Here is a 22,022-nt window from a genome sequence, read left to right on the forward strand (position 1 = left end):
CTCATCAATCTCTGATCTGGAGTAATACATCTATTAAAACCCGACAATCTTGAACCTAAAATGAACAGGTTTCAAGGAGGGGGAAGTAATTATGCATAATCAATTCGTCTATACAAGGCAAAAACTGGTTAAGAACTGCCTATTTTTCGTATAAATATGACTCTATTCACCTAAACTGGTTCAATTTCTTTTAGGTGACGCTGTGCAGAAAGCTTCGCAGCCACACTACCAAGCAGGGTTCCGACGATCAAAAGTAATAAAGACTCATCCCAACTCAGGCCAATTAAGCGGAAATGGCTATCATAAAGCTGAGCCAAATCATCCACTGCACTGTTGAGCAATACGGTAATCAATGCCGTCATAACCCAAGCACTAATCGAACCTAAAACGCCAAACCACATCCCAGCATAAAGGTATGGTCGAAGAATGTAGCTGTCGGTGGCACCAATCAGCTTCATGGTTTGAATCTCGTCTTTATGCGCCAACACATTAAAGCGTAATGTATTGCCAATAATCAAAAATACCGCGCCCAACATCAATACCGTTAGGGTAATAACGATGACCGCTGCTAATGCTTTGATCGCATCTAATCGAGCTAACCAATCTTCGTCTAAACGAACATCGGTCACTAGCTCTTGTTTTTTAACGTTGCTTGCTAATTCTTTGATTAAGACATCACTGTGCACGCTTGGCGTAATCACCAACACACCTGGCAATGAATAGTCATCTAGGATAGTCAGGGCATCTTCAAAACCAGAATACTGGCTTAGATCCGCAAGCCCTTGTTGCGGTGAAATGTATTCCACCAGCTCGACTTGATCCCAACTTTCAATTTCATCCTTAAGCACCATTACTCTCGGCTCAGGAATACCATCCTCTACATAAGCACTTATTTGTGACGGGCTGGTGACATCTTGAGCCACTTCACCAACGTTCTTACCCAGTAGGTACAAACAAGCTGGCATCGCCAAAGCCATTGAGATCACCGCAAGGGTCAACAAGTTGCCCAACGGACGTTGCCACATTTGCGAGAACGATGACTTAGCTTGTTTCCAATGAACAACAAAGAAGCCGTCGCTTGAAGCCCGGTTTGCTGCTCGATTGGATTGAGGTTTTTTAATGCGCTTATTCGCGGCCATAGTCTTCAACCTCACTCAAAAAGCCTTGGTTTAATTCAAGATGACGGTACTGAGGGCGAGTGTTCACTAACCCGATATCGTGCGTCGCTAGGATGATCGTGACACCTGCGCGGTTGAATTCTTCAAACAAACGTAATACACGGTTAGATAATTCAGGATCGAGGTTACCGGTCGGCTCATCCGCTAAAAGCAGAGTTGGACGGTTAACCACAGCGCGAGCGATACCCACGCGTTGCTGCTCACCACCAGAAAGCTGGCTTGGCAAACAACGGGCTTTGTCTAGTAAGCCGGTTTTATCCAACGCAGCGCTGACTCGGCGTTTTATTTCATTTTCAGAAATAGATTCAATACGCATAGGCAGTGCGACGTTATCAAAAATCGAGCGATCCATCAGTAGGCGATGGTCTTGAAAAACAATCCCGATGTTACGACGTAAGAAGGGAATGTCTTTAGCTGGAATACGAGTGATATCGTGATCGTTAAACCAAACACGTCCGTCAGTTGGACGCTCGATGGCGCAGATCAACTTCAGCAAGGTACTTTTACCAGCTCCAGAGTGCCCACCCAAAAAAGCCATCTCTCCACGTTTAAGGTGAAAGTCCACTTTTTGGAGCGCTTGTCGTCCGCCTCGGTAGGCTTTGCTCACTTGCTGAAATTTGATCACCGAAAATTCCTCTTACGATCACTCATATCAAATTTAAAACGGTAGCAGGTTAAGGATAAACCACTTTGCTACTCGCGTTACTCTTCACGGCTAAATAGTGCTTCAATAAAGTCTTTAGACTCAAATGGACGCAGGTCATCAATGCCTTCACCCACACCAATGTAGCGGATTGGAATCTGGAACTGGTCAGCAATTGAGAAAATCACGCCGCCTTTCGCCGTACCATCTAGCTTAGTGAGCGTAATACCCGTTACTGGTGCCACGTCACTGAACAGCTTCGCTTGGCTGATCGCATTCTGACCGGTACCTGCATCGAGCGTTAACATGATTTCGTGCGGTGCAGAGTCATCAATTTTCTTCATTACACGAACAATCTTACGCAGCTCTTCCATCAAGTTGCTCTTGTTCTGCAAACGACCTGCAGTATCGGCAATCACAACATCAACGCCACGCGCTTTCGCCGCTTCAATGGCATCGTAGATAACAGACGCGCTATCGGCACCTGTGTGCTGAGCGATCACAGGAACATTATTACGTTGGCCCCAAACCTGAAGTTGCTCAACCGCTGCTGCACGGAAGGTATCACCCGCCGCCAACATCACTTTCTTGCCTTCACTTTGGAATTGTTTAGCCAGCTTACCGATGGTGGTTGTCTTACCAACACCGTTCACACCAACCATTAAAATAACGTAAGGTGTTTTAGTCGTATCAACAACCAGTGGCTGTTCCACTTGGCTTAAGATATCTGCCATCTCTTCTTTGAGCAGACCATATAGAGCTTCACCGTCTTTTAGGTCATTGCGAGATGCTTTTTCTGTCAGATTTTCAATGATCTTAACCGTGGTATTCATACCCACGTCTGCAATCAGAAGTTGCTCTTCTAGTTCTTCAAACAGGTCTTCATCGATTTGTTTACCCTTGAACAAGCCAAAGAAGCCAGCACCGATGTTTGCTTTAGTACGGCTAAGGCTACGCTTAAGGCGCGCAAAGAAGCTTTCTGTCGGCTTATCTTGAACTTCTTCAACCTGAGCTTGAGGAACAGCAACTTCTTCCTGTTCTGCTTCTGCTTCTGCTTCTGCTTCTGCTACGACAGGCTGCTGCTCTTGCTGAATCTCTTCAAGCGCTTGCTCTGAATCAACTGGCTTAGATTCAACTGGCGTAGTTACCTCTAGTTCAGACTCGGCTTGTTCAACCTCGACTTGTGATTCAACTTCAGTTTGATCTTCAACGTTTTCTACGTTCGCTTCATTCTGAGTTTTTGGGCTTTGTTCTTCGTCACCAAAACCAAGCCACGATAATAATCCGCGCTTCTTTTTTTCCGTCATCAGAGGAGTTTCCTAGATCTACTAATTAGCTGTATTGACTTAATACACGTCGACTCTTTGCTATTGTTATACAATACAAGCTTGTACAAACGAATAGTAAAGAAAAATGACAAAGCAGTGATAAGTTTGCTTTTAGCTTGATACACTTTGTCATTGCAAATTTATTTAATACTCGAACCCACTTAAATTGGGCTCGGTATAGTATCACTTTATTAGCGGTCAAAAAATCTATGGTAAGACGTCGCCAGCAAAACACATCACAAAAAAAGCCATCCGGAGGCTTTGTTCGAATTATTAGTGGCTCATGGAGAGGTAGAAAGCTGCCTGTTCATGATTTAGAAGGATTACGCCCAACCATTGACCGAGTAAAAGAGACACTCTTTAACTGGGTGGCTCAAGATATCCCACATTCAACTTGCTTGGATGTATTTGCCGGTTCTGGCGGCCTAGGTTTTGAAGCGGCTTCTCGCCAAGCAAAATTAGTGACGCTGCTAGAAATGAATCAGAAGGCCGCTAAGCAGCTTGCTGATAATGCAAAAGAGCTCAAAGCAGACAACATCAACGTGGTGAACACCGATGCGATCTCTTTCCTCAAAAAGCCGGGGACTCCTTACGATATGGTCTTTCTTGATCCTCCATTTCGTAAAGGCTTATTAGCTGAAACTGTGGAGCTTCTTGAGAGCAATGGCTGGCTTGCCGACAATGCCATCATTTACGTTGAGACAGAAAAAGAATTACAACTCGAAGCAATGCCAGAGAACTGGGAATTGCATCGCGATAAGACCACGGGGCAGTCGAGCTACCGTCTGTTTAATCGAACCACTGAAGAATAGGAGTTATTGAATGAAGTTCTTGCTTCCATTAGCCAAAGCGGCCATCGCCTTTGTTTGGTTTATCTTAATCGCAAATATTTTCTACCCATTCCCAGGTAATGCTGCGATTGCGCTTTATATCATGACAGCATTCTTGTTCTTCATGCACGGCCTGCAGATGCTGATTTTCATCGGTGCTTTTGGCGATAAGATCGAAATGTCACGTTGGGAGAAGTGGTCAATATTGATTTTCGGAGTCTTTGCTCTCCTCGATATCAGACGCAAACACATGATGTAATAAAACTTAAGCTCAGATACAAAAACGCCGCTCATTTGAGCGGCGTTTTTTTTATTCAGCAATGATACTGATGTTACCCCATGTAGCCCTTTACGCCATCTAGGAACATTTGCGTCGACAGCATAACCAGTAACAAGCCCATCAAGCGTTCGATGGCTTTAAGGCCTCTCTCACCCAGTACTCGTAGGAAGAAGCCATTAAACATCAAAATAAAGAAGGTCGCGCCCCAAGCCAGCATCACTGCGCCTGAAAGCTCTAACATGTTGTCAGGGTGCTGTGTCGACAACAGAATCAATGCCGCAATCACTGAAGGGCCAGCAATCATTGGGATCGCCATCGGCACAATAAATGGTTCTTCACCCGCCGCGAGGCCGGTAATACTGCCTGCACTAGGGAAAATCATCTTAATCGCGATGATGAACAGAATAATACCACCAGAGATACTCAAGGTTTCAGGCTGCACGTGCAAGAAGTTCATAATGCTTTGGCCAGCAAACAAGAACAACAGCAGGATAATCAGCGCAAACATCAGTTCACGAACAAGAACAATACGGCGACGTTTCGGATCAATATGCTTAAGGATAGAGAGCACGATTGGTAGATTGCCAAGCGGATCCATAATAAGAAACAGCATGGTCGCTGCAGATAAAATTTCCATAAGTTTGTCTCGAAAGCGTAAGTGCGCGGAGTATAGCAGCCTCAACATTGATTTTCGAACGCAGTAATAAAAGGATTAATTTACGTAATTAGAAGGGAATTTTGCGAGAGCAGATAGAAAGCTAGAAGATATAATTTAAAGAGTGGAGCCGAAACATCGCATCCACTCTTCTTATATAAAAGTCAAAGGGCTCAAAAAACCAGTTGTTACTCGAGATTAGTGGTTACACACGCGTTCGCGATTGGTGCAAAGTTTGTCATCAACAACTACGACTTTTTCCATCTTCAGGAAAAATTTCAGCAGGCCTTCTAAATCCAGACCATTTAGCTTACACGTATGGAAGCGAGCTTCTGCGCCGTAAGTTTGAGCGAGCTCTTGCGTCAACTCTTCACGGGTCAGGGGCTTTTCACTCAGTAGGTTTAAAACATTGTGTGCATGAATTTCGGTAGTCATAACTCTATCTCATGTTTAATGAAGTGGACGTAGAGTACCTACTTTCATCTTAGCTGCCTTGATGTAGCTCAGAATTAAGCTAGCTCTACCCTAAATGGTAAGGGAAGCAACAATGAGAGCGTGCGCGAGAAAGTAACTGCCCGTCACCCAAAAATAGGCACCTTTGATTGGGCTACGATAGAAATTTAGCGCATACGCCAGTGCCGAAAGTAGTAACACGCTACAGCCAGCAAAACCAACCGCATGTGACAATTGAGGATCAAGCAACCAGAGCTCACCAGAAGCCCATGCAAGCTGAATAAGCACTATACCCATGATGACCACAGGAAAGACGAGTTTGTCTAAGCGAGGCAGAAGTAAGAAGAAAGCAACGACACAAGCCGCTAATAGGAGCGCGAACAACCACCAGACCATTTCTCCTGATAGCTGTAACCAAAATGCTTTGCTGTAACAGAGCTGAGCCAATAAGAAGCACACAAAATGCAAAGGACGCTTTTGAGTAACCGTATGAAGGACATCTGCGATTGCAGAGATCGCCAACCCAGCGACTATCCAATAGGTAAAGTCAGAAACGACAGATTGAGTTAAAGCAATGGTCGCCAATAATACAAAGGTAAATACCTTATACGACAAGGCCTGACCGATATGTCCATGTTTCGTTCCTGCTATTGCTCCGATACCAGATAAGGAAACCGCCAACCAACTCCACATACCATTTGCCCCATTGCTTTAAATCGTCGCCAGTCTAGGCACACGAGTGTTGATGTAAAGCCTCAGCCCCTCAAAATTGGATCTTGATTACGCTTCCACTAAAAAGAGCCTCTTTAGATTGAAGTCGTAACAATTACTATGATGACTATGGCTATTCTTTTAAAACTAGAGCGATTCATCGACAAACTTATTTAAATTGGCATTAGAGCGTCCAGACTTCAATTTTAGTCACTTCTAACCTATAGACTCCTTATAAAACCCCCATATATCATCAAATGCCACACTTGAAAATTCAAAAACTCTGCAATTAAGATTAATTATAACAACAACTTAAACAAACAAATCCAGAATTAATAGGGAAATGAAAACACTACATCACTCTAGACTTACAAAGTAAGTGGCTTGCTTTCTTAAAACCCAACTTTGTCAGGTTTTTTCAAGTCCTCTGTAAAAATTCCTACAAAAACCAATCCGAAAAATTTAAAACAGAACAAAATCAAAGCCAGAAACCACCAACCCCTATTAATACAGTTTAACAACCTTTAACAATATAAATTACACAAAATGACCATTATAAAACAACAACTTAAATTAAAAATGGATAAACATGAAGCACAACGTATAAAATAAGAACACACCAAAAGATACAGTTAAACACACCCAAACAAGCCAAAAACTAATAGTTTTCTACTACTTTTAAAGCTTTCGAAAGTAATTCTTGATCTAAACCTATAAGTAGTGCTATTCTTTAAAACATAGCGAGAGACAACCAAATTTAGGAGTAGTGTTATGATTTCATCTTCGCAGAGACAAGGACTTGTAATGATCGCGGTAGTTGTAGGTCTAATGACACTACCGATGATGTACTAAGCAAGTTACAAATAAAAAAAGGGACGCCATGAGCGTCCCTTTTTTGTTCAATTTTTTCACTTCGAAAACAGATGCAGTGTTAGCACATCCCAGTTCGCATAATAGAAACCCGCGGCTACTAAAGTCATTGCCATCATCAGTAAGATCGCAACTCTCCAGATAAAACGACCACTACGTGGAGTCAGCTCCTTCTCACAGTCGTTACACATCATGATGAACTTATGTTGGTCTTCCAACTTAGCCTCATGTTCATTGACTACCTTATTACGACACGTTGCGATATAACGCAGCTTGCTCACCATATCGTGCGGTAGCCTTTCTTCACAGCTTGTTACAAGCTCATGCAATCCTTCGCCTTCGGCATGATATTGAAGCCTCAATAACTTCTCTATATTGCGAGTTCTTGTCACCACTTTTTCAATATCGGTCATCTTGGCCCTCCCACTCCACACTATAATTCTAGTCGAGCATTCCCTTATTTTTATACAAATTTACTGATATTTACGTGAGAAAGAGACAATAAATAACAATGCTTTATCCCAAACAAGCCACTAAATGTGATGTCTGCCGAAAAATAATCAGCTTGGCTTACAACAGTTCACGAATAACAGCTTTAAACACATATCCCTATTGCTTGAAAGACTAGAATAACCATCACGACTACATGGAGGTTATATGCCTAATTCACTCTTTTTTGCCATCTTTGCACTTGCTGGTCTAGCGGCTTGGGTATTTATTGGTTTCTATCGAAAACACTCGCAAGGTGAAAATGCGCCAGAAAAGAAAGTGAATGTCACGGTATTAGACAAACAATCCATCGACCTTCCTGATGCAGAACCAGGCCAAGAAGATCAAGAGTACTGGATTTACGTTCAACGTGGTGTCGTTGGTCCAAAACGAGAATTCCAAGTCGGCATCCACTACTTCCACGCCCTTAACCCTGGCGACAAAGGAACCTTAACCTACCAAGGCGATAAGTTCTTACACTTTGCGTTGAAGCGCTAACCCTAGCCGCCTCAACTGTCTCCTCTAAGCAACCCATCAAAAAGCCTTAGCCCCTACAGCTAAGGCAATAACCAACGCGTTCTCTCTGACTTAGAGACCAACCAGCTCATCCATAACGCGCCAGCTCCGCTGATCACGATCCATAATGGAATAACCCAAGCAGGGTGTCCTTGGTACCAACCGAACTCTTTCATTGGCCACAAGAAAATCGGGTGCAGCAGATAAATACCTAAGCTGTGTTTACTGATAAAACCAACCACTTGATTGCTCTTCTCAGACAAGCCTTCACCATAATAACGACATACCATGAACACCATGCTCGCTGCCAATACGGTATTCAACGTTTTGTAAGATAGCCAGCGCCCTACCGTGTACTCTTCTGTCACCAAGCTTGCATCAACCACCATGTAAACCGTGGTTAGTAACGCTAGCCCACCCAGTAACACACTCACGCCAACTGTCATCTTGTTAAGTGGCACAATCTTATACAGCAAGTAACCCAATGGTAAGTAACCGGTATACAACCACAATTCGTGACTCCAAGGGCCATCGATTTTCAATAAGAACAATAACGTAGTGAACAACCATACCGCCGTAAAGGCATAGACAGATCTATCACCGTACTTTCTGACCATGATCTGTAAAAAAGGAATCACAAAGTAGAGTGGGATGAAGTAATAAAAGAAGCCAAGGTGATAGTAGGTATAGTGATGATAGCTATTGAGTAGCACATCCCAACTGACGGCAGCATCGAAGCCCATGACCGACCAACCCGATAGGTAGGTATAGAAAAGCGACCAGACAATGAAAGGGATCAGCACCTTACCCAGACGACGCTTGAGGTAGTACTTGGCGTCAAACGGGCGCTGATCACTCAGCATCAGAGCACCAGTAATCAAGATGAACACCGGCACCGCCCAACGACTGAAACCGTTCACCGTAATGGCGGTCAGCCACTCACCGAAAGGAATGGTGCCTAATTCATTCCGATAAGGCGCCAAAACATGAATCGCGATAACTGCTATGGCCGCGACACATCGTGCTAAATCAAAAAAGAGAATTCGCTGCTTCATGTAAATGCCTGATTAATATTCAATCATTCTACTATAGCAATAAAAAAGCTGACCGGAATAAATACCAAGTCAGCTTAGTGTTAAAGGAGAGGCTTATCGCGAATTTGGCTCGTGTGAATTTAGTACGTGAGGCTGAAGCTTATGCTGCTGAGATTTGCGGCACTTTAGGTAAACGCAGAGAGATCACCGTCGTTATCGCTAAGAACGCAAAAGATACCCACAGACACGCAGACAAACCGGCCATTTGGAATACCAAGCCCGACAATATCGTGCCAATCAAGCGACCCATCGCGTTTGCCATGTAATAGAAACCGACATCAAGAGAAACGCCATCGCCTTTCGCATAACTCACAATCAAATATGAGTGCACCGATGAGTTCACCGCAAAGATGGCACCAAACACCATCAAGCCACCGATAATAACGAACTCGGGTTGCCAGCCAATTTGCACCGCATAGGCAATACAGGCAGTCACGATAGCCAACGCACCCGCCCATAATAGCGCTGCATGTCCATCAGGCACCTTGCCTTGGGCTTTACCGGTAATCTTCGGCGCTATGCCCTGTACAAAGCCATAAGCAATTGTCCAAGCTGCTAAGAAACCACCCACCCATGAGTGATCCCAACCAAACACACTGCCGAGGTAAATCGGCAAAGCAATCACAAACCACACATCACGAGCACCAAACAGGAACATACGCGCAGCCGACAAGATATTGATGGATTCAGACTTAGAGAAGATTTGTTTAAACTTAGGTTTGGTTTTCCCTTTGCCCATGTCCGCTTCTAAGCTCACCAAACTGCCAATGAACACCAATGTCAGCACAACAGCCATCGCTAGCACTGCGTATTGGAAACCAATCGTCGAAAGCAGTAAGCCACCGATAAAGAACCCAGCACCTTTCAGTGCATTCTTAGATCCGGTCAGAATTGCAATCCACTTATAAAGTGCACCTTGCTGCTCATCCGGAACCAAGGTTTTGATTGAGCTCTTGGCACTCATCTTATTGAGGTCTTTAGCAATACCAGACAACGCCTGCGCCGCCATGACCCAAGGAATAGTCAACATTGCGCTTGGCACCGCGAGCATACCCAAGGCGACGACTTGCATCCCTAACCCGATGTTCATGGTCTTATTGAGCCCAAGACGCGCCCCTAACCAGCCACCGATTAGGTTGGTCACCACACCAAAGAATTCATAGAAAAGGAACAGTGAGGCGATTTCTAGTGAACTGTAGCCAAGGTCGTAAAAATACAGAACCACCAGCATACGAAGTGCACCATCAGTAATGGTGAAGTTCCAGTAGTTGAAAGTCACCAACATGTATTGGCGAACGCTCTTACTTAGATTTGAAAACATAACGCTATCTCTGCAATCTAAACAAAAAGAGCTTTTGGATCATGATGAGTTCAACACTCCAGATATCAAAAGCTCCTTGTATAACAACAATGGCTTATTAGCTGTTCGCTACGCCATTAATGTATTCAACCTGAATAGGCTTAGTAAATGCGCCCGGACGCAGTGCCTGCACCTCTTGAACAATCTTGCTCATGTCCCAGTTCTTTTCTAGCAATAAGTGTGCAGCTAGTAAGCCCGTGCGGCCAGAACCGCCCATACAATGCATCGCAACCTTGCCGCCGTTATCAACCACTTGATGCAACGCAGGGCTAGCCGCTTGCCATTTCGCAGCAAAATCAGCACCCGGTGCACAGTCGTCTTCAATTTCGACCTGGAACCATTGCATGCCTAGCGCACGTGTTTTTTCGCCAAGTGCCGCCACGTCTTTACTTGCAAGCTCATGGTCATCAAGTGCTGTCACGATAGCTTCTACGCCTTGCGCTTTAAGTTGCGCTAGAGATGCATCTAGGTCAGTGCCTTTAGTACCAGGGCACGGAGTAAGCACTAACGCACCTGTTTTTAAATCTAGCTGCCATGTTGGGTGTACTTGAGAATTCGTCATCGTCATCAATCTCTTAAAATTCTTTTGTATATAGACCGATACTCAAAATAATTGGAGTTGCAGCTAGGCAACCAGTAAGTTCAGCCCTATGAGCATAGGGGTTCTATGTGATTAGGGCGGCCGGCGCTCCGGTGAACTTACGCAGTTAACAACGCTTGCAGCTTCAAGTATGAAGAGTATTAAGCTAGGCCAACTGTACGTACTAGCTCTGCCGTACGTGTCGCGTAACCCATCTCGTTGTCGTACCAAGCGTAGATCTTAACCATGCGCTTACCCACTAACATGGTTGAGAGTGCATCTACGATGGTTGAACGTTGGTCGCCTTTGTAATCGATAGAAACCAGTGGACGCTCTTCAAAACCAAGAATGCCTTTTAGTTCGTTCTCAGACGCTTCTTTCAGCATCGCGTTGACTTCTTCTGCCGTGGTGTCTTGCTTCACTTCAAAGATAATGTCAGTTAGAGACGCATTAGCTAGTGGTACACGAACCGCGTGGCCATTGATGCGGTTTTCAAGCTCAGGGAAGATCTCAACAATCGCTTTAGCACTGCCCGTTGTTGTCGGAATAAGGCTCATGCCACATGCACGAGCACGACGTAAATCTTTATGGGGCGCATCAAGAATAGTTTGCGTATTGGTTAGATCGTGAATAGTGGTGAAAGCTGCATTTTCGATACCCAGCTTCTCGTTGATCACTTTAACCACTGGCGCGAGACAGTTGGTTGTACAAGATGCTGCGGTTACGATTTTATGTACAGCTGGGTCGAAGATATTGTCGTTCACACCGACAACGATGTTTGCAATACCTTCTTCTTTCACTGGCGCCGATACCACAACGCGCTTCACACCTTGCTCAAGGTATTTATTTAGGAAAGAGGCCTTACGGTGAACACCGGTCGCTTCAAGGACAACATCGCAACCAGACCAATCGATCGCATCGATGTCGCGCTCTTGCGTAGTTCTAATGCGTTGACCGTTGATGATCATCTCATCGCCTTCAACCGCGACTTCGTGGTTCCAGCGACCTTGAACCGAATCGAACTCAAGAAGGTGAGCCAATGTCGCGGTGTCGCCAGCCACATCGTTAATCTGTACGAACTCGATTTCCGCCCAATCAAACCCTGCGCGAAGTGCTAAGCGGCCGATACGACCAAAACCATTGATACCTACTTTGACTGTCATTTTCTATTCTCTCAGCTCGTGGTGAATCTAAAAATATTAAATTAAACGCAACATTGAGGGCGTGAAGTCATGGCTTCTAAGCGCTCAATATCTTGCTGGTATTCAGTTTTCAAACAGTTCGATGCGATAAGATCGTCAATTAACTTTAACATCCAACCTGGTAAATCTTGTGACAGGCGGTAAAACACCCATTGTCCTTGGCGAACATCAGTCAAAATGCCGTTTGAACGCAACTGCGCAAGGTGGCGTGAAACCTTTGGCTGACTTTCTTGCAATGCCTGAGTGAGCTCACCAACAGACAAGCACTCATTGCGCACTATCAACATTAAGCAACGCACTCGCGTTTCATCGGACAGTAATTTAAAAAATTGGTGAGGAAGCATAACTACATACTCATATATGGATATGCATATATGATAGGTGTAAAAAAACGCACGTCAAGGCGTGCGTTATAATTGTCATAAAAGTTTAACGAAGATAAATCAGAGCTGATTGGTTACGTTATGACTCCAGCGTCGAGCTTCGGTGAGCTCAGTTTTAACCTGTTCCACACTCAATCCTAAATGAGCACAGTGCTCATCCATCTGCTGCCAATCGGCATGTTCAAAGCTCTCTTCAAGGGCCAGCAAGGTTCCATATGGCCCTTCTCTACGTAACAGAGCCACCTTGATACTTTTACACAAAGGCAGTTGCTCAACTAAATTCTCTAACGACAAGTCGAGCAGCGCATCAAGCAACGAGAACAAACCAATCATAAAGGCTTGCTCGGCATGCCCTTCAAATGCCTGATAACGAGACATACGTTGGCAGAACTGAGCTCGCTGAAGCGATAAGCCATATAGCTCTTTTGGCTTTTTATCAGAGACATAAGACGCCACTGCCAACGAGACAAACATTTTCAGCTTCTCTTGCCCCAGATAAACCAAAGCCTGGCGGAACGAAGAGATGGTGACCTCAAGGCGAGGTGACATGGTATTCACAAAACGCAGTAACTTATACGATAAGGCGACATCTTTCGCGACGATGCTTTCGACACGTTGGAAGTTGACTTCCGGCTTACACACTTCTTGGAACAGCTCCATCGCAATTACTTGCTCAGGGCTAATGTACTTGGTCTTGATGATTTCAGGTTTGCTGAAGAAGTACCCTTGGAAGAACTTAAAACCCGCCTCTTTCGCTTGCTTAAACTCTTGTTCAGTTTCGACTCGTTCAGCCAGAAAGCTAAACTTCTTCCCTTGATGAGCTCTTACCAAATCACACGCTTCATCCAAGCCCATTTGCATGATATCGAGCTTAACAATATGCGTGTATTTAAGGAATCGTTCCCATTCTGGCGTAGAGGTAAAGTCATCTAGGGCAATCATGTACCCCGCTTGATAGAGCTCTTTGACCGCCTCTAACAGCTCATCCGTCGGTTGGCAGGTTTCAAGAATCTCGACCACAACCTTGTCTTTCGGCAAGCCTAAAGGAAGCCGACGAATCAAGCTTTGATGAGGGAAATTAATAAAACAGCGCGAAGATGGAATCGAAGGGTTATGCCCAACCGATAAGAAGTTCTCAACAATCAGACGGTACGTTGCTCGATTAGACTCAATATGCGCTGGGTAGGCATTCCTTTCTCCGTCGCGAAACAACAGCTCATAACCAAGCGTGTTCTTGTTACGGTTTAAGATAGGTTGTCGAGCAACGTAGGTAGCGGTCATTTATCTATAACTCTATTGATTCATCTATAACTGTATTGCTTTACTAAGCTTTAGCGGCAGCAAGCAAGGCACCGCAACCCATGAACATACCACCAAATATTTTATTTATCTTACTCATTATACGATCAGAACGAATAAAACGTCCCATTTGTGAAGCTAATGATGTGTAGCCCAACATAACAACACTATCAATGAATACTGTTGTAACTCCTAACACTAATAACTGCGGTGCTTGCGGTTGTGTAGGATCGATAAATTGAGGAAACAGAGCCACCAAAAACACGATAGATTTTGGGTTAGTTAGATTGATAAGCACGGCATTTCTAAGCAGCTTACCACTCGATAGCGTTGAGCTTTCTTCTGAAGCCACCAAGCTAGAATTATCACGCCATTTTTGAATACCCAACCAAACAAGGTAAACCACACCTACCCATTTGATGATGGTGAACGCCAACGCAGATTGAGCCACCAGAGCACCAATACCTGCACCCACCAGCATGATGTGGAATGCAAGACCGAGCTGTAAGCCGGCGATCGACGCAAGTGACTTCTTGGTGCCATAACTTAGCCCATTGCTGATTGAGTTAACGGTACCTGAGCCCGGAGCCAAACTAAACAATATCGCCGTGACGACATAAGCAAGCCAAACATGAGTATCCATTTGCATTTCCTTACTAGTTCTTTAATCTAACAACATTAGTAGCGATAAAGCTCTCACATGCATCAGTTCAGGTAATTTCCCATGGAAAACCACAGTGCCGCCCCATTTTCGTACACGCAAGAACCTGAGTTCGAGCAAGCGATTAAACACCCGATCCCTGCCCTTTGGCAACAACGTAAAGATGGGTATGTCACATCATCAGGTAAAAAGAAGCTGTACTGGTGTAGCCTAACCTCACCAATGCACACCAAAGCCATTGTTATTTCAAATGGCCGCATTGAGTGTTGCTTGAAATACCAAGAACTCTTTTATGATTTTTATCAGCAAGGCTATGACGTTTATTCATTTGACCACCAAGGTCAAGGCCAGTCGGAACGTATGGTAACAGACTCTGACATTGGTCACATTCATGAGTTTGATGATTACGCCTCAGACATGTCTGACGTCATTGCCAGTTTTGACCTAAGCCGATACTCCAATCGCTACCTACTGGCACATTCAATGGGCAGCACCATAGCTACTCGCTATCTACAAACTCACCCCGATCACCCATTTGACAAAGTTACTCTGTGCGCTCCGATGTTTGGGATTAAGACTGAATGGTACTTCAAGCCCATCGCGATGGTTGTTGGGCAAGTACTCACCGCTTTCTATGCTAAGCCGACTTATGCCCCGGGGCAGCAAGCGTACTACTCTAAGCCCTTCGAAAATAACTTACTCAGCCACAGCAAGGTACGCTATCACTGGTTTCGTTGCTTGTATGACGGGTCCCCTTCTTTGCAGGTTGGCGGACCAAGCACTCGCTGGGTATGGCAAGGGTTAATGGCAGCGAAGCAGGCGATACAACAAACTCGTCAAATCAAGATCCCACTGTTATTGATTCAAGCTGGAGAAGAGAAGATTGTCAGCAACAGCGCTCAAGTGAAGTTCATCAATAAACTGAGGAAAACCAACTCAGCCTGCCAGTTTAAGGCCATTGAAGGGTCTAAGCATGAGGTGCTGTTTGAGAAAGACGAATATCGCAATCAAACACTGAATGCTATCAATCAGTTTTTTGCCTAGAGCTAATAAACTAATAAGCGAATAAGCGAATAAGCGAATAAGCTGAGTAACCGACCAAGAACATAAGTGCTAAAGAGGAAGAGAAGTAAGTGAGCTTTGCCCTCTTTTCTTGCATGAAATTGGCATACAATTTCTACCTAGAGATATTGTAGTTAAAACGATTCTAGCGTTGGCTAGCGTCGATATTGGTTAAGCATTTTTGCAATGAGGGTTAAATGAGTATTCCTGCACTAAAAGATTCCGTGAAAATTGTTGCTTCTGATTTAGATGGTACGCTTTTGGCTCCCAACCATCAGCTCAGCGACTTTACCAAGCTAACACTTAAGAAATTACACGACCAAGGTTATACCTTTATCTTCGCTACGGGTCGTCACCACGTCGATGTGGCGGGTATTCGTCAGATCGCAGGTATTCCGGCGTACATGATCACTTCAAACGGTGCACGCGTGCATGACCAGAACGATCAACTGATGTATAGCCAGAACGTGCCTCAGGAACTCGTTCAACCTGTTATCGATATTGTTCGCCAAGATCCAAATCTCTTTATTCACATGTACCAGAATGAAGATTGGCTACTGGACCGTGAAGACGAAATGCTGGCAAAATTCCACAGTGAGTCTGGCTTTAGCTACAAGCGCTTTGAAGCAGAAAATGCACCAAGCGAAGGTATTGCGAAAGTCTTTTTCACTCACCCAGAACAGGACCACGAATATCTCGTCACGTTTGAACAAAAGCTAAGAGATACTTTTGGCGACAAGCTGAACATCGCCTTTTCAACGCCTTGGTGTTTAGAAGTGATGGCCGCTGAAGTTTCTAAAGGCCATGCCTTAGACGCTGTTGCGAAGTCACTGAACCTGACACTGGATAACTGTATTGCCTTTGGTGACGGAATGAACGATGCCGAGATGCTGGCTATGGCAGGCAAAGGCTTAGTGATGGGTACATCGCATGAGAAAGTATTTAAAGCTTTGCCAGACAATGAAGTGATTGGCAGCAGCGCAGACGACGCCGTTGCGCACTACCTAGAAAAGCACCTGCTCTAACCTCATCTCGTCGAAGAGATCTGAATAAATAAAAAGGCAGCCAATGGCTGCCTTTTTTGAACCTTACGTAAAAAGCTCTCTCTAACGCTAACGAGAACCTAGCACTTCTTTGCTTAAGATCGCCTGCCACTCTTGCTCTGTAACCGGCATGATGGATAAGCGATTGCCCCGTTTAACCAACGGCATCTCTGCTAGCTCAGGCATCGCTTTAAGCGTTGCCAAAGGAATTAAGCGCTCAGTCACTCGCACAAACTCGACATCCACCATTATCCAACGTGGGTTGTCTGGCGAAGACTTGGCATCGTAGTAATCACTTTCTGGATCGAATTGAAAATGGTCTGGGTAGGCTTCTCTGGTTACTTTAGCGATCCCCGCTACGCCAACTTTTTTACATGATGAATGGTATATCATCACCAGGTCTCCAAGCTTAACGTCATCGCGCATCATGTTTCGAGCCTGATAGTTGCGTACACCCTCCCAACAAGAGGTTTTTTGTACTCTCAGAGTCTGAATAGAGAAGGTGTCAGGTTCTGTTTTAAATAACCAATATGCCATAATAAATCCAATTAACGGTTGCTCCGAGGAAGATATAACATGAAGGTAATGAAAAACCCAGTGACATGGCTAGTCGCATTCGCTCTACAAGGCTGTGTCACAGCACCAGATTCCCCCCAAAAGCCAGAACTACCACCAGCAACCTTGGATGAGCCACTAAGCATTCAACCGCAAACCTTCATCATGCGTGGCCAGGTGGTGGTTGGCCATGAAAGCCGAACCTTCACCCCTTGCGGTAGCCAACAACAATACTGGTTAGATTTAACGCCAGAACTCGCATTAGAAGCGCAAGGGCTCTCAACGAGACCTTACCAAGCCTTATACGGCGAGCTGATTGGTCATCTAACCGTACCGAGCCAAACAGGGTATAACGCAGATTTCACGGCACGTTTCGTGGTTGATCAAGTGAATATCCTCACCGCAGAAAACCCTGATCGTTGTGACCAACCCCTGCGTTCAACACGTGTATTCGGCAATGAACCTTTCTGGTCAGCAAGCTTCGATAAAGACCAGCTCAAATACACTAAGATGGGCGAACAGCCACAGATCCTCGATATTGAATCAAGCCGCACCACACCAAGCAGTCGTGATTACCAATTAGAAGGTAAAGCCGCGCAAGGCAAACTCAACCTTACAAAAGAGAGTTGCAGCGACGGCATGAGCGATTCTATCTATGGATGGCATGCCAAGCTTAACCTCAATGACAGTAACTATAATGGCTGTGCAACGGTCTCTAACCAAGATCCAACATTGGACTGGAGCGGACTCTACTTCGCTAGCTCAACGCAGAACACTGGATTCTCTATCAACCTTGAGCTCAACGATGACCACAGCGCCATTACGACATACTCGTACAGCAATGGCGACCCCTCTATTGTTGAACAAGGCTTCTGGCAGCAACTGAACCAAAATCAGGTACAAGTGGTTATGACTCGCCACCAGCAACAGTATTTAATCTCCGAGCGCATCTTCACGCTCGATAACGGCAAGCTGGTCGCTGAAAAAGAGAAAGTGGGCAACGTTGTCTACCCGATTGCCAATGGCGGTCTGGTGCTATTCGAAGCTAAGAGTGCACAAGCGCAAGTCAACACCACCGCTAACGTTGATCTAACCGCAAAGCAGGTGAACTCCAGAGATCAACTTGATCAAAAAGTCGACCAAGCGATCCGTGAGTATTTTAAGATCAACAACAGCTCACCTGACGATACCAAGTACCGCTGGTTAACCTACGACTTAAATGGCGATGGTAAAGAAGAACTGTTTGCCCTGCTCGATTGGTGTGGCTCTGGTGGCTGTACACTGCTTATTTTTGAAAATCATCAAGATAACTGGCGCTTCAATAGTCGAGTGACATTGGTTAAGGGCGACATACGCTTAGGTAAATCACAAAACCACGGTTGGCAAGATCTGATCTTCAATGTCAGCGGCGGCGGTGCAACACCTGCGAAACACACATTGTCATACTCTGGTGTGAGCTACCCACTCAACCCAAGTGTTGCTCCAATTACAGATGATGCTGATATCAGCGATGTAGTTTTGTTTGCTGATGGTGTATCACCTGCACAAAGTGGAGTTAAGCTGTAAAGATGAGTAACCAACAAGCTTGCCATGGTTGTGGCTTCACTCACCAGTGCGTTTGTCATCTAATACCGACGGTTGAAAGCCAAACCGAACTTGTACTGCTGACTCATGAGAATGAGCTGTTGCGAGACACCAACACCGGAAAGTTGCTTGAGCAATCCCTTGAGCAGTGTCAGTCCATTGTGTGGCAAAGGAAAACACCACCAGCCGAGCTAATGGCGCTGCTTGAAGATGAAACACGACAACCGTTTCTTTTATTCCCGAGTGATCAAAGCATTGAGTGCCAGCAAGCTGTAATGACCCAAGCCCAGAATCGTAAGCCGTTATTCATCATCTTGGATGGCACATGGCAAGAAGCGAAGAAGATGCTTAACAAGAGCTCGTGGTTACAAGCTGTCCCACAAGTTCACCTCAACATTACCAGCGAATCCTCTTACACCTTGCGCCGCAATCAAGACAGTGGCCATCTGTGTACTTGCGAAGTGGGTGTTGAGTTACTCAAATCTTTAGGTGAAAGTGAACCTGCCAAGCTCATTGATGACTACTACCAACAGTATCTAAAAGTATTCCACGCCGACAAATGTGGCCACGCTCTCAAATAGATCAAGCAGGAGCGTAGGAAGGCAATAAGCACATTTCAGGGCGGGACAGATACTAAAAACAAAAAGGGTGAGCCGTAAGCTCACCCTTTTCACATCGTACTTTAATCTATTGAACCATTTAGTGTTTCACGTGAAACGCACACGCTGGCTGTTCGCTGAAAAGAGATTTTACTCTCCCTATCAGAATAAGCGTAGAGGCTGACCAAAGTAGTAACCCTGCAAATAATCGACCCCCATATCCTCTGCGATTCGACACACCTGTTCGTTATGAACAAATTCAGCCACCGTCTTAGCATTTAAGATCTGACACAGACTGACGAGTTGCTGGGCTATCTTCCTTTGCTTCTTATCTTGATCGATATTGCGGATTAAACTGCCATCAAGCTTTATCACTTGTGGCTCCAGTTTCAATATCTCATCAATGTTCGAATAGCCCGAACCAAAGTCATCGACAATAATATTCACACCAAGATCGCGGAAGTGATTACACACCTCGATCAAGCGACCGTAATCCTGAATTTGTTCCGTTTCTAACACCTCTAAGCCAATACGCTGTGGGTGACTGATTTTTTTGATGGCTTGTTCAAGGTGAAGAATGGTTTTCTCATTGCTGAAATCTTGTGGCGCTAAGTTAATTGAGAACGAGTCCGTTCTTTGGCTCATAAAATCAAAAGTGCGCGTTATCATTTGGCGACTCAGACGCGTATAGAGGTGGGTTCCTTCAATGATTGGTAAGAACTTACCCGGAGCGATCAGCTGACCATCTTCTTCGATTCGAACCAAGCACTCGTAGCTTTCTACTTGATGACTATGCGCCGATACAATGGGTTGCGAGCAAGCAACAATATTTTGGTTGAGCACCGCGCGGCTGACACACGATAGCCAACCGAGTTGTTCTTGGCGATGCTTCTCTAATTGGATTAACGCCTTGGCACTCACCAGATGTTTATTCTGACTCACCGCGCTGCGTCGAGCTTCAATCGCTTTCAGTAATAAATCATCAATGGAGGTCGTAGGGAAATCGCGACGACTCGCGACACCTGCGCAGACCGAAACCGAAAGATAATCGATATCGGGTAGCCCCATCGGCTCAAAATTAACATGCTCGGTTTGATCTGAAAATTCAGAGAAACGCTGATGAATGTGTTCTTGGCTGGCCCAACTATCAAACACCACCGCCCACTCACCAATACCAATACTGTAGAGCTGGCAACCCTCATCAAAAAACTGCCACAGTGCTTTCTGAAAGTACTCACTCAGATCATGCAGAAGTTTGTCACCTACTCGATAACCATACTTCTCATTGATTTGACCAAATGTGGTGACCTTCAAAGCCAACAAATGACTGTCAGAGCTCATTTGTGACAGCTTCTCACGCAGTACACTTCTATTGGGTAACCCAGTGCGACGATCAATTCGATAGCTCGCCGTCAATGCGGTCGCTTGCTGCTGAATCTTAGTCGCCATGCTATTGTTCATGTCATCAACATCAAGCAGTGCATTTCGAATCAATGAAAACAGAGGCGATATGTTGGTCGTGGGTTGTGTCTCTAATGGCTGTACAGCCTTGCCTTCACCTTCTCTAAGCGCGAGATAAGTGAGGCTATGATGCAGGATTCGTTGTTGGCCACGATCTTGATAGAGTTCTCCCATGCAGTACACACCATAGGTGTCTGCGAGCTTCTGGAAGACTTCTACTTCTTGGTTACCATCAATAAAATCGATACGAGAGGTGCAGTTGTAGATAAAAAACTGCTCCGGTCTATGAGAGGCAATCTGTTGAACACCGAGTCGGATCTGCTCCAAGGTCAGTGAAGGGTGGTCGTAACAAAACCTGACCTCATCACCAATCTGAAAATGACCACTAAATTCTATCTCTCCACATTCTCTCACCTTGAGTGGCAAGTGAATGTTTTGCTCTTTCGGGTCGCCGACCATCAAGGGGAAATTATGCAGTTGCTCGAAAGGTACTTCGAGGCCATCAGCAAGGTAGCGATTATAAAGATCGCGAACAGGCATACCATCCAATTCAGCCAACCGGTTATCTTGAGCACCAGTGACACGAAAAGTGCGGCCAATAGGGTTCCACTCGGTGTAATAACCCTTGGTGGTTACGAGCTCGACACTGTGCAACGCCAACATCACATAAGCATTCTCATAGCAAATGCCGTCTAGCATTACCCATCGCCCATTATCTGTGATGGTCGATGCACCGCCACAAATAGGCAATGAATATCTCGATTGTTCAAACGCTGAAAATAAGTCGCGGTTGTTTATCTGCAAGCGATCGGCGAAACAGATGATATTTTGAGTATTGGTATTACACTCAAGCTGCTGCCACATCGATTGACTATCTAATAGTGGTTGCTTGCTGTATTCGACAACGCCACAAGTGTAAGAGGTCGCATCGAAGCGAGTGACAATAAGATAGAGGCCTTGATGCAGGATGACGCCTTGGCTGATGTAGTGGTTTGCACTACAGCCAATCAGCCTAGCGTTAGGGAAAGCCGCTTGAATCACTTGGCAGGCAGCCAAAACCGAACCTTTCTCGAAAGAAGAAAACACCTGAATCAGTAGGTCTTCATGTTGATGAAAATCTATCTTTTGCAATTCACGCTGGGTTTGTTCTATGTCTTGTATCAGGAGAGAGGTCGATTGCATATTC

Annotated in this window: 23 protein-coding genes; 7 read left to right on the top strand and 16 right to left on the bottom strand. The window is 45.1% G+C overall.

The window, feature by feature from the left end; translation table 11 throughout:
* Positions 1-170: 170 nt before the first annotated feature.
* From ftsX to ftsY, 3 genes are all read right to left on the bottom strand, one after another.
* On the bottom strand, positions 171-1,139 hold the full coding sequence (gene ftsX / locus L3V33_RS22675; protein WP_004736584.1) for a permease-like cell division protein FtsX: 969 nt from the start codon (positions 1,137-1,139) through the stop codon (positions 171-173).
* A complete protein-coding gene (ftsE, locus tag L3V33_RS22680; protein WP_004736585.1) occupies positions 1,126-1,803 on the bottom strand; it encodes a cell division ATP-binding protein FtsE in 678 nt (225 codons plus the stop codon). The genes ftsX and ftsE overlap by 14 nt, the downstream gene beginning before the upstream one ends.
* 77 nt (positions 1,804-1,880) lie before the next feature.
* Entirely contained in the window at positions 1,881-3,128 is a 1,248-nt protein-coding gene (gene ftsY / locus L3V33_RS22685; RefSeq protein WP_237291232.1) for a signal recognition particle-docking protein FtsY, read from the bottom strand.
* Between the two features lie 230 nt (positions 3,129-3,358).
* Here ftsY and rsmD point away from each other — a divergent pair, with 230 nt between their 5' ends.
* Entirely contained in the window at positions 3,359-3,961 is a 603-nt protein-coding gene (gene rsmD, locus L3V33_RS22690; RefSeq protein WP_017104730.1) for a 16S rRNA (guanine(966)-N(2))-methyltransferase RsmD, read from the top strand.
* 10 nt (positions 3,962-3,971) lie between these two features.
* A complete protein-coding gene (locus L3V33_RS22695; protein WP_009848233.1) occupies positions 3,972-4,238 on the top strand; it encodes a DUF1145 domain-containing protein in 267 nt (88 codons plus the stop codon).
* 73 nt (positions 4,239-4,311) lie between these two features.
* Here the strand turns inward: L3V33_RS22695 and L3V33_RS22700 are convergent, their stop codons facing one another.
* The 4 genes from L3V33_RS22700 to L3V33_RS22715 form a co-directional block, all read right to left on the bottom strand.
* The gene (locus L3V33_RS22700) at positions 4,312-4,896 is read right to left on the bottom strand and encodes a YhgN family NAAT transporter (RefSeq protein WP_009848232.1); all 585 of its coding nucleotides are present in this window, start codon (positions 4,894-4,896) and stop codon (positions 4,312-4,314) included.
* Between the two features lie 216 nt (positions 4,897-5,112).
* Complete coding sequence (locus L3V33_RS22705; RefSeq protein WP_017063767.1) at positions 5,113-5,349, bottom strand: YecH family metal-binding protein; 237 nt, start codon at positions 5,347-5,349, stop codon at positions 5,113-5,115.
* A 90-nt stretch (positions 5,350-5,439) separates the two neighbouring features.
* Positions 5,440-6,060, bottom strand: coding sequence for a lysoplasmalogenase (locus tag L3V33_RS22710; protein ID WP_029405933.1), 621 nt, complete (start codon positions 6,058-6,060; stop codon positions 5,440-5,442).
* Between the two features lie 926 nt (positions 6,061-6,986).
* On the bottom strand, positions 6,987-7,361 hold the full coding sequence (locus L3V33_RS22715; RefSeq protein WP_102478820.1) for a DUF4145 domain-containing protein: 375 nt from the start codon (positions 7,359-7,361) through the stop codon (positions 6,987-6,989).
* Positions 7,362-7,605: 244 nt separating this feature from the next.
* Here L3V33_RS22715 and L3V33_RS22720 point away from each other — a divergent pair, with 244 nt between their 5' ends.
* A complete protein-coding gene (locus tag L3V33_RS22720) occupies positions 7,606-7,935 on the top strand; it encodes a DUF2500 domain-containing protein (RefSeq protein ID WP_004736596.1) in 330 nt (109 codons plus the stop codon).
* Positions 7,936-7,994: 59 nt separating this feature from the next.
* On the opposite strand, the gene L3V33_RS22725 is transcribed toward L3V33_RS22720, so the two are convergent.
* From L3V33_RS22725 to rhtB, 7 genes are all read right to left on the bottom strand, one after another.
* Positions 7,995-9,008 carry an acyltransferase gene (locus L3V33_RS22725; RefSeq protein WP_237291233.1) on the bottom strand — a complete coding sequence of 338 codons (1,014 nt, stop codon included), beginning with the start codon at positions 9,006-9,008 and terminating at the stop codon, positions 7,995-7,997.
* Positions 9,009-9,147: 139 nt separating this feature from the next.
* Complete coding sequence (gene arsJ, locus L3V33_RS22730; RefSeq protein ID WP_237291234.1) at positions 9,148-10,368, bottom strand: organoarsenical effux MFS transporter ArsJ; 1,221 nt, start codon at positions 10,366-10,368, stop codon at positions 9,148-9,150.
* Positions 10,369-10,465: 97 nt separating this feature from the next.
* Positions 10,466-10,975, bottom strand: a complete 510-nt coding sequence (locus L3V33_RS22735; protein WP_237291235.1) for a cyclin-dependent kinase inhibitor 3 family protein — start codon at positions 10,973-10,975, stop codon at positions 10,466-10,468.
* 173 nt (positions 10,976-11,148) lie between these two features.
* On the bottom strand, positions 11,149-12,150 hold the full coding sequence (locus L3V33_RS22740; protein ID WP_171313192.1) for an ArsJ-associated glyceraldehyde-3-phosphate dehydrogenase: 1,002 nt from the start codon (positions 12,148-12,150) through the stop codon (positions 11,149-11,151).
* A 41-nt stretch (positions 12,151-12,191) separates the two neighbouring features.
* The gene (locus tag L3V33_RS22745) at positions 12,192-12,533 is read right to left on the bottom strand and encodes a metalloregulator ArsR/SmtB family transcription factor (protein ID WP_017104736.1); all 342 of its coding nucleotides are present in this window, start codon (positions 12,531-12,533) and stop codon (positions 12,192-12,194) included.
* A gap of 99 nt (positions 12,534-12,632) precedes the next feature.
* Positions 12,633-13,853, bottom strand: a complete 1,221-nt coding sequence (locus L3V33_RS22750) for an EAL and HDOD domain-containing protein (RefSeq protein WP_004736603.1) — start codon at positions 13,851-13,853, stop codon at positions 12,633-12,635.
* A gap of 43 nt (positions 13,854-13,896) precedes the next feature.
* The gene (gene rhtB / locus L3V33_RS22755; protein ID WP_004736604.1) at positions 13,897-14,514 is read right to left on the bottom strand and encodes a homoserine/homoserine lactone efflux protein; all 618 of its coding nucleotides are present in this window, start codon (positions 14,512-14,514) and stop codon (positions 13,897-13,899) included.
* An 81-nt stretch (positions 14,515-14,595) separates the two neighbouring features.
* Here rhtB and L3V33_RS22760 point away from each other — a divergent pair, with 81 nt between their 5' ends.
* Both L3V33_RS22760 and L3V33_RS22765 read left to right on the top strand, forming a co-directional pair.
* Entirely contained in the window at positions 14,596-15,576 is a 981-nt protein-coding gene (locus L3V33_RS22760) for an alpha/beta fold hydrolase (protein ID WP_171309424.1), read from the top strand.
* A gap of 215 nt (positions 15,577-15,791) precedes the next feature.
* Positions 15,792-16,619, top strand: coding sequence for a Cof-type HAD-IIB family hydrolase (locus L3V33_RS22765; RefSeq protein WP_114634112.1), 828 nt, complete (start codon positions 15,792-15,794; stop codon positions 16,617-16,619).
* Positions 16,620-16,706: 87 nt separating this feature from the next.
* Here L3V33_RS22765 and L3V33_RS22770 read toward each other — a convergent pair whose 3' ends face one another.
* Positions 16,707-17,174: an EVE domain-containing protein gene (locus tag L3V33_RS22770; protein WP_017096078.1), complete on the bottom strand. Its 468-nt coding sequence runs from the start codon at positions 17,172-17,174 to the stop codon at positions 16,707-16,709.
* A 39-nt stretch (positions 17,175-17,213) separates the two neighbouring features.
* Between L3V33_RS22770 and L3V33_RS22775 the strand changes: the two genes are divergently transcribed.
* Both L3V33_RS22775 and L3V33_RS22780 read left to right on the top strand, forming a co-directional pair.
* Entirely contained in the window at positions 17,214-18,758 is a 1,545-nt protein-coding gene (locus L3V33_RS22775; RefSeq protein ID WP_237291236.1) for a hypothetical protein, read from the top strand.
* Between the two features lie 2 nt (positions 18,759-18,760).
* On the top strand, positions 18,761-19,357 hold the full coding sequence (locus L3V33_RS22780) for a DTW domain-containing protein (RefSeq protein WP_146458258.1): 597 nt from the start codon (positions 18,761-18,763) through the stop codon (positions 19,355-19,357).
* A 180-nt stretch (positions 19,358-19,537) separates the two neighbouring features.
* On the opposite strand, the gene L3V33_RS22785 is transcribed toward L3V33_RS22780, so the two are convergent.
* A complete protein-coding gene (locus L3V33_RS22785) occupies positions 19,538-22,018 on the bottom strand; it encodes an EAL domain-containing protein (RefSeq protein WP_237291237.1) in 2,481 nt (826 codons plus the stop codon).
* Between the last annotated feature and the right edge of the window lie 4 nt (positions 22,019-22,022).

Source organism: Vibrio sp. A2-1, assembly GCF_021728355.1.
Taxonomy (GTDB): domain Bacteria; phylum Pseudomonadota; class Gammaproteobacteria; order Enterobacterales; family Vibrionaceae; genus Vibrio; species Vibrio splendidus_K.

Excerpts from the sequence above, each read along its gene's own strand:
- L3V33_RS22760 (WP_171309424.1), top strand. The coding sequence starts at position 14,596 with ATGGAAAACCACAGTGCCGCCCCATTTTCGTACACGCAAGAACCTGAG.
- ftsX (WP_004736584.1), bottom strand. The coding sequence starts at position 1,139 with ATGGCCGCGAATAAGCGCATTAAAAAACCTCAATCCAATCGAGCAGCA.
- L3V33_RS22735 (WP_237291235.1), bottom strand. The coding sequence starts at position 10,975 with ATGACGATGACGAATTCTCAAGTACACCCAACATGGCAGCTAGATTTA.
- L3V33_RS22740 (WP_171313192.1), bottom strand. The coding sequence starts at position 12,150 with ATGACAGTCAAAGTAGGTATCAATGGTTTTGGTCGTATCGGCCGCTTA.
- L3V33_RS22780 (WP_146458258.1), top strand. The coding sequence starts at position 18,761 with ATGAGTAACCAACAAGCTTGCCATGGTTGTGGCTTCACTCACCAGTGC.
- L3V33_RS22725 (WP_237291233.1), bottom strand. The coding sequence starts at position 9,008 with ATGAAGCAGCGAATTCTCTTTTTTGATTTAGCACGATGTGTCGCGGCC.
- L3V33_RS22750 (WP_004736603.1), bottom strand. The coding sequence starts at position 13,853 with ATGACCGCTACCTACGTTGCTCGACAACCTATCTTAAACCGTAACAAG.
- L3V33_RS22695 (WP_009848233.1), top strand. The coding sequence starts at position 3,972 with ATGAAGTTCTTGCTTCCATTAGCCAAAGCGGCCATCGCCTTTGTTTGG.
- rhtB (WP_004736604.1), bottom strand. The coding sequence starts at position 14,514 with ATGGATACTCATGTTTGGCTTGCTTATGTCGTCACGGCGATATTGTTT.
- L3V33_RS22765 (WP_114634112.1), top strand. The coding sequence starts at position 15,792 with ATGAGTATTCCTGCACTAAAAGATTCCGTGAAAATTGTTGCTTCTGAT.
- L3V33_RS22700 (WP_009848232.1), bottom strand. The coding sequence starts at position 4,896 with ATGGAAATTTTATCTGCAGCGACCATGCTGTTTCTTATTATGGATCCG.
- L3V33_RS22785 (WP_237291237.1), bottom strand. The coding sequence starts at position 22,018 with ATGCAATCGACCTCTCTCCTGATACAAGACATAGAACAAACCCAGCGT.
- rsmD (WP_017104730.1), top strand. The coding sequence starts at position 3,359 with ATGGTAAGACGTCGCCAGCAAAACACATCACAAAAAAAGCCATCCGGA.
- L3V33_RS22720 (WP_004736596.1), top strand. The coding sequence starts at position 7,606 with ATGCCTAATTCACTCTTTTTTGCCATCTTTGCACTTGCTGGTCTAGCG.
- L3V33_RS22775 (WP_237291236.1), top strand. The coding sequence starts at position 17,214 with ATGAAGGTAATGAAAAACCCAGTGACATGGCTAGTCGCATTCGCTCTA.
- L3V33_RS22705 (WP_017063767.1), bottom strand. The coding sequence starts at position 5,349 with ATGACTACCGAAATTCATGCACACAATGTTTTAAACCTACTGAGTGAA.
- L3V33_RS22715 (WP_102478820.1), bottom strand. The coding sequence starts at position 7,361 with ATGACCGATATTGAAAAAGTGGTGACAAGAACTCGCAATATAGAGAAG.
- arsJ (WP_237291234.1), bottom strand. The coding sequence starts at position 10,368 with ATGTTTTCAAATCTAAGTAAGAGCGTTCGCCAATACATGTTGGTGACT.
- L3V33_RS22770 (WP_017096078.1), bottom strand. The coding sequence starts at position 17,174 with ATGGCATATTGGTTATTTAAAACAGAACCTGACACCTTCTCTATTCAG.
- L3V33_RS22745 (WP_017104736.1), bottom strand. The coding sequence starts at position 12,533 with ATGCTTCCTCACCAATTTTTTAAATTACTGTCCGATGAAACGCGAGTG.
- ftsY (WP_237291232.1), bottom strand. The coding sequence starts at position 3,128 with ATGACGGAAAAAAAGAAGCGCGGATTATTATCGTGGCTTGGTTTTGGT.
- L3V33_RS22710 (WP_029405933.1), bottom strand. The coding sequence starts at position 6,060 with ATGTGGAGTTGGTTGGCGGTTTCCTTATCTGGTATCGGAGCAATAGCA.